The following is a 14,282-nucleotide window of genomic DNA, read 5'->3' on the forward strand; positions in this document are numbered from 1 at the left end:
TTCCCGAGCGCCCATAAAAAAACGGTCAACCGAGGTTGACCGTTTTTCATCTCCAGGCAGCCCTTAGAACAGCAGATGCGCCACGCCGGCGATGACCGGCAGGGTGACCAGGGTGCGCAGCAGGAAGATGACGAACAGCTCCCACAGCTTGACCGGGATCTTGCTGCCCAGCAGCAGGGCGCCCACTTCCGACATATAGATGAGCTGGGTCACCGACATGGCGGCGATCACGAAGCGGGTGATGTCGCTCTCTATGGTCGAGGCCAGTACAGCCGGGATAAACATGTCGGCGAAGCCGACCATGATGGTCTTGGACGCCGCCTCGGCCTCCGGCAGTTGCAGCAACTCCAGCAAGGGCACGAAGGGAGCACCCAGCCAGTTGAAGATGGGGGTATGCTCGGCCAGCATCAGGGCGCAGGTCCCGATCGCCATCACCACCGGCAACACGCCAAACACCATGTCCAGGGCGTTCTTCACCCCTTCCCGCGCCACGGCGCCGAGATCCGTCATGCTGTCGGCCTTGGCCAGGGCACGCTGATAACCATAGCTCAGCACGCTGTGCTGATGGGGAATGGCCTCCTGCTTGCGGCACAGGGGGGTGCCGTCGCTGTAGACATCCTTCTTCCAGGAGAGCGGGGGCAGGCGCGGCACTACTATGGCGGCCACCACACCGGCCAGGCAGACGGTCAGATAGAAGGGCACGAACATGTGCTCCAGCTTCACCTGGGAGATCACCACCAGGCAGAAGGTGATGGAGACAGCCGAGAAGGTGGTGCCGATGACGGCGGCCTCACGCTGGGTGTAGAACTTGCCCTCGTACTGCTTGCTGGTGAGCAGGATGCCGACGCTGCCATCCCCCAGCCAGGAGGCGAAGCAATCCACGGCGGAGCGGCCGGGCAGGCGGAACACAGGGCGCATGATGCGGGTCATCATGGTGCCGACAAACTCCAGCAGACCGAAGTCCAGCAGCAGCGGCAGCAGCAAGCCGGCGAAGATGAAGACGGAGAACAGCACCGGCAGCAGATCGTGCAGCACCAGGCCACCGGTCGCCCCGGAACGCAGCACCTCGGGGCCGGCCTCGAAGAAGGTCAGCAGCACGAAGAGGCCCCCCAGCACCCGCACGCAGGCCCAGAAGGGGGAGACGTTGAACAGGCTGTTGAGGAAGGGGCGTCTCACCAGGATCGCTGGCTTGAACAACCAGGCGATCAACGTCATCAGCATGGTGGTGGTAATGATGGCGCTGACCATGGCCACCAGATAGTCGGCGAACACCGTCTGTACCAGCTTCGCCAGCACGGCGACGGGGATGGTGACATTGCCGTCATAGATGACGGGGGTCATGAACAGCAGGATCCCGATGAGCGACGGGATCAAAAACATCAGCACGTTGCGGCGAGTACGGATCGCCGGTGCTTCCAGGGTCTTTTCCAACATGATAGACAGCCTTAAATATGACTTTTCCTTCAGCCAGGCAGCCTGCATATTCATGCCCTCGCCCGGCAAACGGGCGCAAGAATAACCCAAAAAACTGCACAAACAAGCTTTTAATGGATTATTTCAAGCATAAATATTTTATCAGGCGAACCATCCATAAGAACAAACCAAAACAGTCATGCATATCAATTCAGTTTGACAGGTTAGCATAATGTTTCAAATTAGTTACGTTCAGGGGCGCAGTATAATCAGTTGCGGTTGGCAGGCAATAAGTGGCATGAGAAATATATCTATATGGTGATCCCGTCGATCCTCCCATAAAAAAACCGGAGCCTGTCGGGGCTCCGGTCTTGTCACGGGAGAGAGGCTCAGTCGCGTACGTAGATCACTTCGACGCCGTCGTCGTCTTCGTCATCCCAGTCGTCGTCCTCGTCCAGCGCCTCATCGAAGGCCTTGGAAGCTGCCAGGGCTTCCGCCTCGGCCTGGGCCAGCTGGTTCTTGTGGTAGTCGTCCCACTTGAACTCGACCTTCTCGATGGCGGCCTTGGCATCGGCTTCCAGCTGACGGGGCATGGTGTCCAGCAGATCCAGGATGTCGTAGCAGACCTTCTTGGTGCCTTCCTTGCTGATGGCGGTGATCTGGTAGACAGGGCCTTCGTAGGCCAGCGCGGCCTTGACTCTGTCCATCACTTCCTGGGCTTCTTCTTCCAGGATCAGATCCATCTTGTTGAACACCAGCCAGCGCGGTTTGCCTGCCAGCTCGGGGCTGTACTTCTCCAGCTCCCGGACTATGGTCACGGCATTCTCAGCCGGATCGGAACCGTCAACCGGGCAGATATCCACCAGGTGGATCAGCACGCGGCAACGCTCCAGGTGCTTGAGGAAGCGGATACCGAGGCCAGCGCCTTCGGCAGCACCCTCGATCAGACCCGGGATATCGGCGATGACGAAGGAGCGGGAGTTCTCCCCACGCACCACACCCAGGTTCGGCACCAGGGTAGTGAAGGGATAGTCGGCCACTTTCGGGCGGGCGGCAGAGACGGCGCGAATGAAGGTGGACTTGCCCGCGTTGGGCAGACCCAGCATGCCGACGTCCGCCAGCAGCAGCAGTTCCAGCTTCAGGGTGCGAACTTCACCCGGGGTGCCGTTGCTCTTCTGATAGGGGGCGCGGTTGACCGAGCTCTTGAAACGGGTGTTGCCAAGGCCGTGGAAACCGCCCTTTGCGACCAGCAGCTTCTGGCCGTGAGTGGTCAGATCCCCCAGCAGTTCACCGGTATCTTCATCGCTGGCGCGGGTACCGACCGGGACGCGCAGGGTGCGATCCTTGCCGCGACGACCGGTACAGTTGGCGCTCTGGCCGTTCTCGCCACGCTCGGCGGCATGGAAACGTTCGAAACGGTAGTCGATCAGGGTGTTCAGGTTCTCGTCGGCGATCAGATAGACATCACCGCCGTCACCACCATCACCGCCGTCCGGGCCACCGTTCGGGATGTACTTTTCACGGCGAAAGCTCACACAACCGTTACCACCGTCACCGGCATCGACTCGAATCTGGACTTCATCAACAAACTTCATAGGTAACCGTCACCTTAATTCGAAAAACCGATACGCAATTATAGTGGTACAGGCCCCTTGGGGCGAGACGCAACTGGCCGATGAGGCCCGTCTGCGCCGGCTCATCCGCGTGCCGTTTTTTCGTCAAACTCATCAGAAAAACAAAAGCCCCGCCTGTTGGCGGGGCTTCGGATCCTTGCGGTCCGTAATTACTCAGCAACTATGCTGACGTACTTACGATTCAGCGGACCTTTAACTTCGAACAGGATCTTGCCAGTCGCTTTCGCGTACAGGGTGTGATCCGTGCCCAGGCCAACGTTGGTGCCAGCGTGGAACTTGGTACCACGTTGACGAACGATGATGCTGCCTGCCAGAACTGTTTCGCCGCCGAAACGCTTAACGCCAAGGCGTTTAGCTTCAGAATCGCGACCGTTGCGGGATGAACCGCCAGCTTTTTTATGTGCCATTTATCGGACTCCTCTAATTAAGCGCTGATGCCAGTGATTTTGACTTCAGTGAACCACTGACGGTGGCCCGCTTGCTTACGATGGTGCTTACGACGACGGAACTTGACGATAGTCACTTTCTCGCCACGGCCGTGAGCCACAACTTCAGCTACAACCTTGCCACCTTCAACGAAAGGAGCACCTACTTTAAAAGTGTCGCCTGCAGCAACCATCAGAACTTCGTTGAAGTCGATGGTAGCGCCAGTCTCAACGTTCAGCTTTTCCAGACGAACGATTTGACCTTCGGCCACACGGTGTTGTTTTCCGCCGCTTTGGAATACCGCGTACATTTGATTAACTCCGTAAAGGCGTGTCTTTTGCTCAAGGCCAGACACGCGCAAAAACCTATAACAATGGGCGGGCATTCTACGCAGAACGATTTGCCTAGGCAAGGCCAATTTAGCAAAAAGTTTATTTTGTGCGCATATCTGCCGCCGTGAATAAACGCTTAACTGTAACCCATTGTGAAATCGTGTAGAATCCCCGCCATTGCTAAAAACGCAGTAATTGCTGCCGTCACGTTACGAGACTTATGGACCAACAGACTATCCGTGCGCTCTGTGCCGCCGACATGACGGCGGTCAATGAACTGATCCTGGCCAGACTCCAGTCCGATGTCAGCCTGATCAACCAGCTGGGTTTCTACATTGTCAGTGCAGGCGGAAAACGGATGCGCCCCATGCTGACGGTAATGGCCGCCCGCGCACTGGGGTACCAAGGTCAGGACCATCTCAAGCTCGCCGCCATCATCGAATTCATTCATACCTCTACCCTGCTGCACGACGACGTGGTCGATGAATCCGACCTGCGCCGCGGCCGGGAGACCGCCAATGCGCTGTTCGGCAACGCCGCCAGCGTCCTGGTCGGTGACTACCTCTACAGCCGCTCCTTCCAGATGATGAGCGAGCTCTCCAACTTGCGGGTGATGGAAATCCTGTCGGATGCCACCAACACCATCGCCGAGGGGGAAGTGCTGCAGTTGATGAACTGCAACGATCCGGACACCACGGAAGAGAGCTACATGACGGTCATCTACTGCAAGACCGCCAAGCTGTTTGAAGCCGCCACCCGCCTCGCCGCCGTGCTGACCCATCAGCCCGAGCCCGTCGAGCAGGCCATGACCGACTACGGCAAGTACCTGGGTACCGCCTTCCAGATCATCGACGACGTCATGGATTACTGTTCCCAGAGCGATGAGATGGGCAAGAACGTCGGTGACGATCTGGCCGAAGGCAAGCCCACCCTACCGCTGCTGCGCGCCATGGCCGTGGGCACCCCGGAAGAGCGTCAGCTCATCCGCGACGCCATCGAGCACCGCAACGGCATGGAGCATCTCGACCGCATCCTGGCCATCCTGGATCGCACCGGTGCCCTGGAGTACTCCCGCGAGCGGGCCCGGGAAGAGGCCGACAAGGCCATTGCCGCCCTCGCCATCCTGCCGGACTCCCAGCACAGGCAGGCGCTGGAGACCCTGGCCCAGATGGCGGTACAGCGCAGCGCCTGAGCCTATGTGTCAGCATCCAAGAAAAAAGAGGCCATAGGCCTCTTTTTTATAGTCTGCGCTTTGCGCTCAGGCGTCAGCACTCTCTTGATTGCTCAATGGGCCAGCGCCCAGAGGATGACGGCCCCCGCCACCACCAGACAACCGCCGATGCGACGCAATTGCTCCGGCGGCTGATCGCTCATCAGTCTCAGCATCTGTTGCCAGGCCCTCGGCGCCAGCAAGGGGCCCAGCCCCTCGAACAGCAGCAACAGCCCCACTCCCATCAAGATGGCTGTCAGCATGACTCCTCCTGCCCTCTGGGCCCTTGTCTCATCAAGCAAAAGGGCCTGAATCATCAGGCCCTTTGGGTTATGGCGCTATGCCTGCTTACTGCTTGTCACCGTGAGGCGACTTGAGGTAGCGGAAGAACTCGCTGTCAGGCTTCAGGACCATGAGGTCGTTGCCGCCGGCGAAGCTCTTGCGATAGGCCTCCATGCTACGCACGAAGCTGAAGAACTCGGGGTCCTTCTTGTAGCTGTCGGCATAGATCTTGGCGGCTTCCGCATCCCCTTCACCACGCAGCTGACGCGCATTACTCTCGGCGTCGGCGATCATGACGGTGACCTTGCGGTCGATGTCGGCACGCAGGATCTCGGCCTGCTCGCGGCCCTGGGAGCGGTGCTCACGGGCTACCGCAGTCCGCTCGGCACGCATCCGCTGATAGATGGAGCTGGAGACTTCCACCGGCAGGTTGATCTGCTTGATACGCACATCCACCACCTTGATGCCGAGCTCGGAGGAGCGCGCCATCTTCATCAGGGCATCTTCCATCACGGTACTGCGCTCACCGGAGACTATGTCCTTGATGGTGCGGTTACCGATCTCGGAACGCAGACCGTTGTTGATCTTGCGCTTGAGCAGGTCTTCGGCCTGGATCTTGTTGCCACCACCTGTTGCCAGGTAGTACTTGGAGAAGTCCTCGATCTTCCACTTCACGTAGGAGTCGATGATGAGGTCTTTCTTCTCTGAGGTGACGAAGCGATCCGCCTGGCCTTCCAGAGTCTGGATGCGGGCATCCATCTTGCGAACCTGGTCGATGAGCGGCACCTTGAAGTGCAGGCCCGGCTCATAGAGGCGGGGCTCACCGGAGTCAACCCGCTTCACCTTGCCAAACTGCACCACTATGCCCTTCTGACCTTCATCGACGATGAAGACGGAAGAGAAGCAGACCATGGCGGCCACAGCGATGACACCAATAGCTATTTTCTTCATCTATTAGTTTCTCCCTGTGCTGAAACGATCACCGCCACGCAGCGGGGTCGGAGTGGAATTGGCCCCTTCGTTGGACGGCTGGGCCGGCTCCACCGCAGGTGTGCCCGCCGGACGTGCCGGTTGCACCGCATTCGCCTTGCCGGAGAGCTTGTCGAGCGGCAGGTAGATCATGCTGTTGTTGCCAGCAGGCATGTCGACCAGCACCTTGTTGGCTTGCTGATAGAGCTCTTCCATGGTTTCCAGGTAGATACGCTCACGAGTCAACTCGGGGGCGGACTGGTACTGGGGCAGCAGCTCGTTGAAGCGCGCGACTTCACCCTTGGCCTTCAGCACGATCTGGGACTTGTAGCCTTCGGCTTCCTGTTCCAGACGCTTGACCTGACCACGGGCCTTGGGCTCGACTTCACGGGCATAGGCTTCCGCTTCACGGATGAAACGCTGTTCATCTTCCTGGGCGGAGATGGCGTCATCGAAGGCGTCTTTCACCTCTTCCGGCGGACGCGCCGGCAGGAAGTTGACGTCGACGATCTGCAGACCCATCTGGTAGGGCTCTATGATGCCATCGATCACCTGCCAGGTCTCCTGACGGACTTTTTCCCGACCCGTGGTCAGGACATCATCCATCTTGGTGTGACCCACCACGTAGCGCAGGGCGCTGTCGGTGGCCTGGCTCAGACTCTCGTCCGCATTGGTGACGCTGAACAGATACTGCTCGGGATCGACCACGCGGTACTGCACGTCCATCTCGACCCGGACCACGTTCTCGTCCTGGGTCAGCATGAAGCCGGAGGCAGGCAGGGAGCGCACCGATTCCACATCCACCGGGATCACCCGATCGATGAAGGTCGGCTTCCAGCGCAGGCCCGGATCCACGTTATGGGAGTACTCCCCAAAACGCAGCACCACGCCCCGCTCGGCTTCGCGAATGGTGTAGAAGCCGCTGACGACCCACACCACCACGGCCACCACCAAGGCGATGGAGAGGCCAAACTTGCCCACATCACCACCCGATTTGCCACCACCGAACAGGCCACCGAAACGACGGCTCACCTTGCGCAGCATCTCATCCAGATCAGGGGGTCCCTGATTCTTGCCGTTGTTCCCCCAAGGGTCACGGTCTTTGCCGTTGTTACCAGGCTCATTCCAAGCCATCAGCGTCTCCATTAATACATGCGGATGGATATCATCTCTACCGGGCCATCAACCCTTGACGAAGTTTGTCTTCATCGCCGGATCAATGCCTGATAAAGCGTTGTAAACTCTCACCTTCTTGTTTCATGAGGCGGTTCCAGTCGGCAAGCTGCAAGCGTACCTCCAGGACAAAATCCCCCTCCTCGCTGAAACCTTCCTGCTCGATGCCTTTCAGCCGATAGAGCGCACTGCGCAATCTCGCGGCCGAGGGCGGCAACTGCAGGGTGTGATGGACCATGGATCCGGCCAGCAGTTCGGTCAGGGCCTGGAACAGGTATTCACTGCCTTCACCTGTCTGGGCAGACAGCCAGACCCTCTGCGGGCGCCCTTCGTCATCCCGCTCCAGACCGGCCGGACGATCGGTCAGCTTGTCGATCTTGTTGCAGATCATCAGCTGGGGACGGTCGTCCGCCTCGATCTCGGCCAAAACGGTCTGCACCGAATCGACATTCTCCTGCATCTGCTCATCGGCACAGTCCACGACGTGCAGCAGCAGGTCCGCTTCGCGGGTCTCCTGCAGCGTCGCCTTGAAGGCCGCGACCAGATCATGGGGCAAGTGCCGAATAAATCCAACTGTATCCGCCAGGATCACATCACCCACATCCTGGATCACCAATTTACGCAGGGTGGGATCCAGAGTTGCGAACAATTGGTCGGCAGCATACACGCTGGCATCTGTAAGTTGGTTGAACAAAGTGGACTTTCCGGCGTTGGTGTAGCCCACCAGCGACACGGTCGGCACCTCGTTGCGGTTACGGGCGCGACGGCCCTGCTCCCGCTGCTTCGCCACCTTGTCGAGCCGACGCAAAATCGCCTTGATGCGCTCTCGCAGCAGGCGTCGGTCGGTTTCAAGCTGGGTTTCACCCGGGCCGCGCAGACCTATGCCGCCCTTCTGACGCTCGAGGTGGGTCCAGCCTCGCACCAGGCGAGTAGAAAGATGGCGCAATTGGGCCAGTTCGACCTGCAACTTGCCTTCGTGGGTACGGGCGCGCTGGGCGAAGATATCGAGGATGAGGCCTGTCCTGTCCACCACACGGCACTGGAACAGACGCTCCAGGTTGCGTTCCTGGGCAGGAGTCAGGGCATGGTTGAAGATGACCACGTCCGCACCCAGCATCTGGACCTGGGACGCGATCTCTTCCGCCTTGCCGCTGCCGACAAAATATTTGGCACTGGGCGCGCTGCGACTGGTGGTGATCACCCCCAGCGCATTGACCCCGGCCGAGCTCACCAGCATCTTGAGCTCGTCCAGATCCTCCCGCTCACCCTCATCGCTGAAGTTGACATGTACCAGAACGGCCTGTTCACCAGCTTCGTAACGGTCAAACAAGCGCTTGCTCCTTGACAGGTATCATGATGATTCTGAGTTGGCGAGTGGGCTCGCCGCGGGATATCACGCCTCGGCTTCACCCTGCTCTTCACCGGCGGCGCCCGGGGCGTGCTGGTGATGGTTGACGGCACGGGCCGGCACCACGGTGGAAATGGCGTGCTTGTAGACCATCTGGCTCACGGTGTTCTTCAGCAAAATGACAAACTGGTCAAACGATTCGATCTGACCCTGCAGTTTGATGCCGTTCACCAAATAGATAGAAACAGGAATCCGCTCACGGCGCAGCGCATTCAAAAACGGGTCTTGGAGAGATTGCCCCTTAGCCATCTTTCTTTTCCTTATAGTTTGTTGTTTTTAAACACCGGATATCAATATAACAACCTGATTATACAGGGAGTGTCAAGCCGCACCAGCTCGGGCGACCACCCTGGCCACATTGCCAGACTCACCAGATTCCAACCAGGTCAGGTCGGGCCAGCCACGCAACCAGGTCATCTGGCGCTTGGCCAGCTGACGGGTGGCCACGATGCCACGATAACGCATCTCATCATATCCCACTTCCCCTGCCAGGTAGTCCCACATTTGGCGGTAGCCAACGCAACGAATAGCTGGCAGATCCGGGTGAAGATCACCCCTCTCATAGAGCGCCCTGACCTCCTGTTCGAACTCCCCCTGCAGCATCTTGTCGAAACGCAGCTCGATACGCTGATGCAGCACGGCGCGATCGGAGGGGGCGATGGCAAACTGGTGCACCCGGTAGGGCAAGCCTTCCCCCTGCACCTGGGTCAGCTCGGTGAGGGTCTTGCCGCTGATGCGATAAACCTCGAGCGCCCGGCTGAGCCGCTGAGGGTCGTTGGGGTGGATGCGGGCACCGGCCACAGGATCGATGCGCACCAGCTCGTCGTGCAGGGCTTGCCAGCCGAGGCGAGCGGCCTCTGCCTCAATCTCGGCGCGAATGGCCGGATTGGCGGAGGGCAGCGGAGAGAGCCCCTCCAGCAGCGCCTTGAAGTAGAGCATGGTGCCCCCCACCAGCAGCGGGATGCGGCCGCGGTCGGCGATCTCTTTCATCTCGCGCAGGGCATCGCGGCAGAAATCCGCCGCCGAATAGCTCATGGCCGGATCCAGGATGTCGATCAGGCGATGAGGGGCCTGGGCCAGCTCGGCGGCAGTCGGCTTGGCGGTGCCAATGTCCATGCCGCGATAGATGAGCGCGGAGTCCACGCTGATGATGTCGCAGGGCAGGGCCTGACACAGAGCGATGGCGAGATCCGTCTTGCCGGAGGCCGTCGGCCCCATCAGAAAAATTGCAGTCGGCAAGTCAGCCACTTTCATGTTCCTCTGGCACGGTCGCCCCGTCGGGAGGCGTACCATGCAAATAGCGTTCAATGGATTGAAGAGGTCAGCCCCGGCGGTTCAATCGCCCCGTGCAAACCCCTCCAGCACGGCCGCCAACGAAGAGGACGCACCATGCGAATGTCTGCCAGTTGGTCACTGAAATCGGTCACAAGTTCCGTCAGCAGCCGGCTGGCCGTTGAAAAATCATATATTTTTTCGGTGCTTATCCCCTGCTCCACCAGCCACTGGCATAGTACTTCAGCCTGCTGGTCGGCATCACTGTCAGATCCGCTCTCGATCAATTGCAGCAATTCGGGTAAGAGGCGCACCAGATCGGTCTGGCGCAGCAAGGCGGGCACCCGAGTCAGGATCATGGTGTCGCGCCCCCCGCTTTTCAACTCCAGCCCCATGCGTTTGAGCAAACGTTCCTGCTCCTCCGCCAGCGCAATCAGGTTCTTTGGCAGCTTGAAGGAGACCGGCAGCAGCAGGGGTTGCGCCGCCAGTCCCTGGCCCCAGGTCTCCAGCAGCCAGTGGCGCAGCAGCACCCGCTCGGCCCGCACCAGGGAGAGCAGCGCCAGTTGTCCCTCCCGCTCGATCAGCAGATAGGCCTGCTCCACCAGGGTCAGGGCGCGAGTCCCCTGGGGCGACGGACCGGCCGGGGTGACGGGAGCTGCCTGAGACGCCTCCCCCACCACCGGCAATGTGGTGAGCAGGGCGCCCATGCCGCGCATCGCCTCCCGGCTGGGGGGCTCGGGGGGCTGGTAGTTGCCCGCGCGGCCGGCACCTTCGCGCACGGCACCGCCATCCCGCGTCTGGGCGGGGGCTCTATAGCTGTGCTCGGCGCCATACCACTCGGGGCGTGGCGCCTGGCCGGGATACTCGATCTGCGGGCTGGTCGGCAGCTCGACCAGGCTCTCGGCCAGCGGCTCGTCCTGCTCGCTGGCTCCCGCCCCTTCCCGGCGCAGGGCGGTAAAGAGCGCCTGGAAGATAAAGTCGTGAATGAGCCGCGCCTGATGGAAACGCACCTCGTGCTTGGCGGGATGGACGTTCACATCCACTTGACGGGGATCCAGCTCTATGTAGAGCACATAGGCGGCGAAGCTGCCGGCAGGCAGCAGCTCGTCATAGGCCTGGCGGATGGCGTGGTTGATGAGCTTGTCGCGCATCATGCGGCCGTTCACATAGGTGTATTGCAGATCGTTTTGCGGTCTGGCCCCCGCGGGCAGTGCCAGCCAGCCCCACAGGCGCACGTCGCTGTGCTCGCTCTCCACCGCCAGCGCGTGGTGCATGAAGGGGGTGCCACAGACGGCGGCGAGGCGGCGCTCCTGCTCAGGCACCGTATTGGCGGCCTTGTACTGGCGCACCACCTTGCCGTTGTGGCGCAGGATCAGGGTGATGTCGAAGCGGGAGAGCGCGATGCGGCGTACCAGCTCGTCGATGTGGGCAAACTCTGTCTTCTCGCTGCGCATGAACTTGCGCCGCGCCGGGGTGTTGAAGAAGAGATCCACCACCTCCACTGTGGTGCCCACCGGATGGGCCGCCGGCTTGACGGTGACGCTCATCTCGCGCCCTTCGGCCTGCGCCTGCCAGGCTTCGGACTGCTCCGCGGTGCGGGAGGTGAAGGTAAGACGGGAGACAGAGCTGATGGAGGCGAGCGCCTCGCCGCGAAAACCGAGGCTGTTGATCCCTTCCAGGTCATCCAGGGTCGCCACCTTCGAGGTCGCGTGCCGTGACAGCGCCAGCACCAGCTCGTCCCTGGCGACACCGCTGCCGTTGTCACGGATGCGGATGAGCTTGGAGCCCCCCTTGTCGATGTCGATCTCGACCCGGTCGGCCCCCGCATCCAGGCTGTTTTCCACCAGCTCCTTCACCACCGAGGAGGGCCGCTCCACCACCTCGCCGGCAGCAATCTGGTTGGCCAGGATAGGAGGCAATATACGGATCGGCATGGCTGACTCCTGCTTTTTAACCTTGGGGATCTAGGTTGGTGCTGAGCGAAGCCCAACATGGAAAAGATGAACACATCAACCTCACCCAGCCCTCCTCTTCGCAAGGGGAGGGAGCACAAGACTCCCCCCCTTTGAAGGGGGAGGCTGGGAGGGGGTTAACCCAATGACAACCGTGTTTTCGATGGGCTATCAACCCGGACAATCACTAAAACAGCCCATTTATTTCGGGATATAGAGCACCTGCCCTATCTGGATATCCCGTGACTTGAGCTTGTTGATCTCCACCAGCCGCGCCTGGCTCACGCCGTGCTTCTCGGCGAGGCGGGAGAGGCTCTGACCGCGGGTGACCACGTGGCGGATCATCTGGGACTTGTCGTCGCTCTGCACGCTTGCGACCGGCACGCTCGGCTCCTTGGCCGCCACCTTGTAGGGTTTGATCACCCCGGCACCGGAGGCGCTGCCGACGCTGCTGACCGGGGCGCCGCCATCACTGCTGCGGCTCGGCACTGTCGCTGGCATCCGGTTGGTCACCTGCTGCCGGGGCGCGGGGGCAACTGCCGCCTTTTTCGCCACAGGCTGGCTGGCGCTGGCCACTCGCTGCCCCTTGCCCGTCATCATGGGGCCCTTGGTCGGGTGGCTGCGATAGTAGCTGCGGATCCCCTCGAAGATGGCGCGGGCCAGCTGATCCTGGTAGCTGGCAGTGGCCAGCAGCTTCTCTTCCGCATGGTTGGAGATGAAGCCGGTTTCCACCAGCACGGAGGGAATGTCCGGCGCCTTGAGCACCGCCAGGCTGGCGTGCTCCGGTGCCTTCTTGTGCAGCCGGGCAACCCGTCCCATGGAGCGCAGTATCTGGCGACTCACCTCATAGCCCTCGGCCCTGGACTTGTCCATGGAGAGATCGAGGAAGGTCTGCGCCAGATAGGGATTGGGGTCGGATTCGGCCAATACCTTGCCCACACCGCCCAGCAGTTCCCCCTGCTTCTCCTGCTTCTCCAGCCAGCTACCCATCTCGCGGTTGGCGCGATTGGTCGACAGCACCCAGACCGAGGCGCCGCGCGGCGTGGAGTTGTGGAAGCTGTCCGCATGCACGGACACCAGCAGATCCGCCTTGGCCTTGCGGGCGATTTCGGAGCGCTTGTTGAGGTCGACGAAGTAGTCACCACGACGGGTCATCACGGCACGCATGCCCGGCTCGCGGTCGATCAGCGCCGCCAGCTTCTGGGACACCGACAGGGTCACCCTTTTCTCGTAGGTGCGGCGCGGGCCTATGGAGCCGGGATCTTCACCGCCGTGACCAGGGTCGATGGCGATGACGATGGCCTTGCCCTGACCGCCGACGGGAGCGGGCTGCGCCGTGGCGCCACCCTTCTCTTCATAGGGCAGATCGATCACCAGGCGATGGCCATAGGGGCCGGCCGGTGCCAGCGGGAACACCACCGGCTTGATGGCGGAGCTGAGATCCAGCACCAGACGCATACTGCCCTTCTCAAGGGGCGTGCTCTCGCGGATCTTGCGCACCAGCTCGCTCTTGTTCTCGATGCGAGCCAGGTTGGCGGCGTTGCTCGCCCCCTTGAGATCGATCACCAGGCGACTCGGGCCGCTCAGGGTGAAGTAGTTGAAATTGGGGGCGCTGCTCATGTCGAGCACCACCCGGGTGTTATCCGGCGATGGCCAGACCCGCACACTCTTGAGCTGATTCGCCCAGGAGGGTAAGGCCATCAGGGAGAGGGCAATAACAAGGATCAAGCGCACTGAGATGACAACCGTTCCAGAATGGCTTCGCCAATAGCAGTGCGGGCCGCAATCAGGGCCTCGCGCTGCTCGTTCACATACGTCAGGGTAATCTCGAGATCGGGGGATGGCAGCCAGCCCTCCCCTTTCTCCGGCCACTCCACCAGACAGAGGGTGTCGGCGCCGAAATAGTCCCGAATGCCCATGAATTCCAGCTCTTCCGGATCCGCCAGTCGATAGAGATCGAAGTGATAGACCTGCCAGTCGGCCAGTTCATAGGGCTCCACCAGTGTATAGGTAGGACTCTTGACCTTGCCTTGATGGCCAAGCCCTTGCACCCAGCCGCGGGTCAGGGTGGTCTTGCCGGCCCCGAGGGCGCCGTGCAGAAATACGGTAGTGGCCTGCTGGCACGCCTGCGCCAGACGGCCACCCAGTGCCACAGTTGCTGCCTCGTCCGGCAGTGTCATCATCAAGGTTTTTGCCATGTTCTTCTTGTTA

General features: G+C 60.7%; 13 protein-coding genes and 1 pseudogene. 1 reads left to right on the plus strand and 13 read right to left on the minus strand.

Translation table 11 applies throughout. The features are described from left to right. Positions 1–63: 63 nt before the first annotated feature. The 4 genes from ACF2JD_RS08410 to rplU all read right to left on the minus strand — a co-directional run bounded on the left by ACF2JD_RS08410 (position 64) and on the right by rplU (position 3,783). Positions 64–1,434 carry a YjiH family protein gene (locus ACF2JD_RS08410; protein ID WP_111912303.1) on the minus strand — a complete coding sequence of 457 codons (1,371 nt, stop codon included), beginning with the start codon at positions 1,432–1,434 and terminating at the stop codon, positions 64–66. Between the two features lie 368 nt (positions 1,435–1,802). Further along, positions 1,803–3,008, minus strand: coding sequence for an Obg family GTPase CgtA (gene cgtA, locus ACF2JD_RS08415; protein WP_005327243.1), 1,206 nt, complete (start codon positions 3,006–3,008; stop codon positions 1,803–1,805). A 188-nt stretch (positions 3,009–3,196) separates the two neighbouring features. Further along, positions 3,197–3,454, minus strand: a complete 258-nt coding sequence (rpmA, locus tag ACF2JD_RS08420; protein ID WP_005311678.1) for a 50S ribosomal protein L27 — start codon at positions 3,452–3,454, stop codon at positions 3,197–3,199. Positions 3,455–3,471: 17 nt separating this feature from the next. Then, a complete protein-coding gene (gene rplU / locus ACF2JD_RS08425) occupies positions 3,472–3,783 on the minus strand; it encodes a 50S ribosomal protein L21 (RefSeq protein ID WP_005304210.1) in 312 nt (103 codons plus the stop codon). Positions 3,784–4,025: 242 nt separating this feature from the next. On the opposite strand from rplU, the gene ispB reads away from it, so the two are divergent. Continuing rightward, complete coding sequence (gene ispB, locus ACF2JD_RS08430; RefSeq protein ID WP_234568380.1) at positions 4,026–4,997, plus strand: octaprenyl diphosphate synthase; 972 nt, start codon at positions 4,026–4,028, stop codon at positions 4,995–4,997. 92 nt (positions 4,998–5,089) lie between these two features. Here the strand turns inward: ispB and ACF2JD_RS08435 are convergent, their stop codons facing one another. From ACF2JD_RS08435 to tsaE, 9 genes and pseudogenes are all read right to left on the minus strand, one after another. After that, positions 5,090–5,278, minus strand: a complete 189-nt coding sequence (locus ACF2JD_RS08435) for a DUF2065 domain-containing protein (RefSeq protein WP_025328123.1) — start codon at positions 5,276–5,278, stop codon at positions 5,090–5,092. Between the two features lie 85 nt (positions 5,279–5,363). Further along, positions 5,364–6,248 carry a protease modulator HflC gene (hflC, locus tag ACF2JD_RS08440; protein ID WP_106885927.1) on the minus strand — a complete coding sequence of 295 codons (885 nt, stop codon included), beginning with the start codon at positions 6,246–6,248 and terminating at the stop codon, positions 5,364–5,366. A 3-nt stretch (positions 6,249–6,251) separates the two neighbouring features. Further along, positions 6,252–7,400: an FtsH protease activity modulator HflK gene (gene hflK, locus ACF2JD_RS08445; RefSeq protein WP_025328125.1), complete on the minus strand. Its 1,149-nt coding sequence runs from the start codon at positions 7,398–7,400 to the stop codon at positions 6,252–6,254. Between the two features lie 82 nt (positions 7,401–7,482). Then, a complete protein-coding gene (gene hflX / locus ACF2JD_RS08450; protein WP_139435032.1) occupies positions 7,483–8,769 on the minus strand; it encodes a ribosome rescue GTPase HflX in 1,287 nt (428 codons plus the stop codon). A gap of 63 nt (positions 8,770–8,832) precedes the next feature. Next, positions 8,833–9,096, minus strand: a complete 264-nt coding sequence (gene hfq, locus ACF2JD_RS08455; protein ID WP_011704864.1) for an RNA chaperone Hfq — start codon at positions 9,094–9,096, stop codon at positions 8,833–8,835. A gap of 72 nt (positions 9,097–9,168) precedes the next feature. Next, positions 9,169–10,101, minus strand: coding sequence for a tRNA (adenosine(37)-N6)-dimethylallyltransferase MiaA (gene miaA, locus ACF2JD_RS08460; protein ID WP_290030273.1), 933 nt, complete (start codon positions 10,099–10,101; stop codon positions 9,169–9,171). A gap of 81 nt (positions 10,102–10,182) precedes the next feature. After that, a pseudogene (gene mutL, locus ACF2JD_RS08465) lies at positions 10,183–12,053 on the minus strand (DNA mismatch repair endonuclease MutL). Between the two features lie 219 nt (positions 12,054–12,272). Next, positions 12,273–13,805 (minus strand): N-acetylmuramoyl-L-alanine amidase, encoded by a 1,533-nt coding sequence (locus ACF2JD_RS08470; RefSeq protein WP_368169781.1) that lies wholly within the window; start codon positions 13,803–13,805, stop codon positions 12,273–12,275. After that, positions 13,796–14,269 carry a tRNA (adenosine(37)-N6)-threonylcarbamoyltransferase complex ATPase subunit type 1 TsaE gene (gene tsaE, locus ACF2JD_RS08475; protein ID WP_041206351.1) on the minus strand — a complete coding sequence of 158 codons (474 nt, stop codon included), beginning with the start codon at positions 14,267–14,269 and terminating at the stop codon, positions 13,796–13,798. Before tsaE ends, ACF2JD_RS08470 begins: the two co-directional genes overlap by 10 nt. Positions 14,270–14,282 lie beyond the last annotated feature (13 nt).

Source organism: Aeromonas ichthyocola (assembly GCF_046087985.1).
Taxonomy (GTDB): Bacteria; Pseudomonadota; Gammaproteobacteria; order Enterobacterales; family Aeromonadaceae; genus Aeromonas; species Aeromonas rivipollensis.

Bases quoted from the DNA above. Each gene is read 5' to 3' on its own strand.
- ACF2JD_RS08410 (WP_111912303.1), bottom strand. From the start codon at position 1,434: ATGTTGGAAAAGACCCTGGAAGCACCGGCGATCCGTACTCGCCGCAAC.
- cgtA (WP_005327243.1), bottom strand. From the start codon at position 3,008: ATGAAGTTTGTTGATGAAGTCCAGATTCGAGTCGATGCCGGTGACGGT.
- rpmA (WP_005311678.1), bottom strand. From the start codon at position 3,454: ATGGCACATAAAAAAGCTGGCGGTTCATCCCGCAACGGTCGCGATTCT.
- rplU (WP_005304210.1), bottom strand. From the start codon at position 3,783: ATGTACGCGGTATTCCAAAGCGGCGGAAAACAACACCGTGTGGCCGAA.
- ispB (WP_234568380.1), top strand. From the start codon at position 4,026: ATGGACCAACAGACTATCCGTGCGCTCTGTGCCGCCGACATGACGGCG.
- ACF2JD_RS08435 (WP_025328123.1), bottom strand. From the start codon at position 5,278: ATGCTGACAGCCATCTTGATGGGAGTGGGGCTGTTGCTGCTGTTCGAG.
- hflC (WP_106885927.1), bottom strand. From the start codon at position 6,248: ATGAAGAAAATAGCTATTGGTGTCATCGCTGTGGCCGCCATGGTCTGC.
- hflK (WP_025328125.1), bottom strand. From the start codon at position 7,400: ATGGCTTGGAATGAGCCTGGTAACAACGGCAAAGACCGTGACCCTTGG.
- hfq (WP_011704864.1), bottom strand. From the start codon at position 9,096: ATGGCTAAGGGGCAATCTCTCCAAGACCCGTTTTTGAATGCGCTGCGC.
- miaA (WP_290030273.1), bottom strand. From the start codon at position 10,101: ATGAAAGTGGCTGACTTGCCGACTGCAATTTTTCTGATGGGGCCGACG.
- tsaE (WP_041206351.1), bottom strand. From the start codon at position 14,269: ATGGCAAAAACCTTGATGATGACACTGCCGGACGAGGCAGCAACTGTG.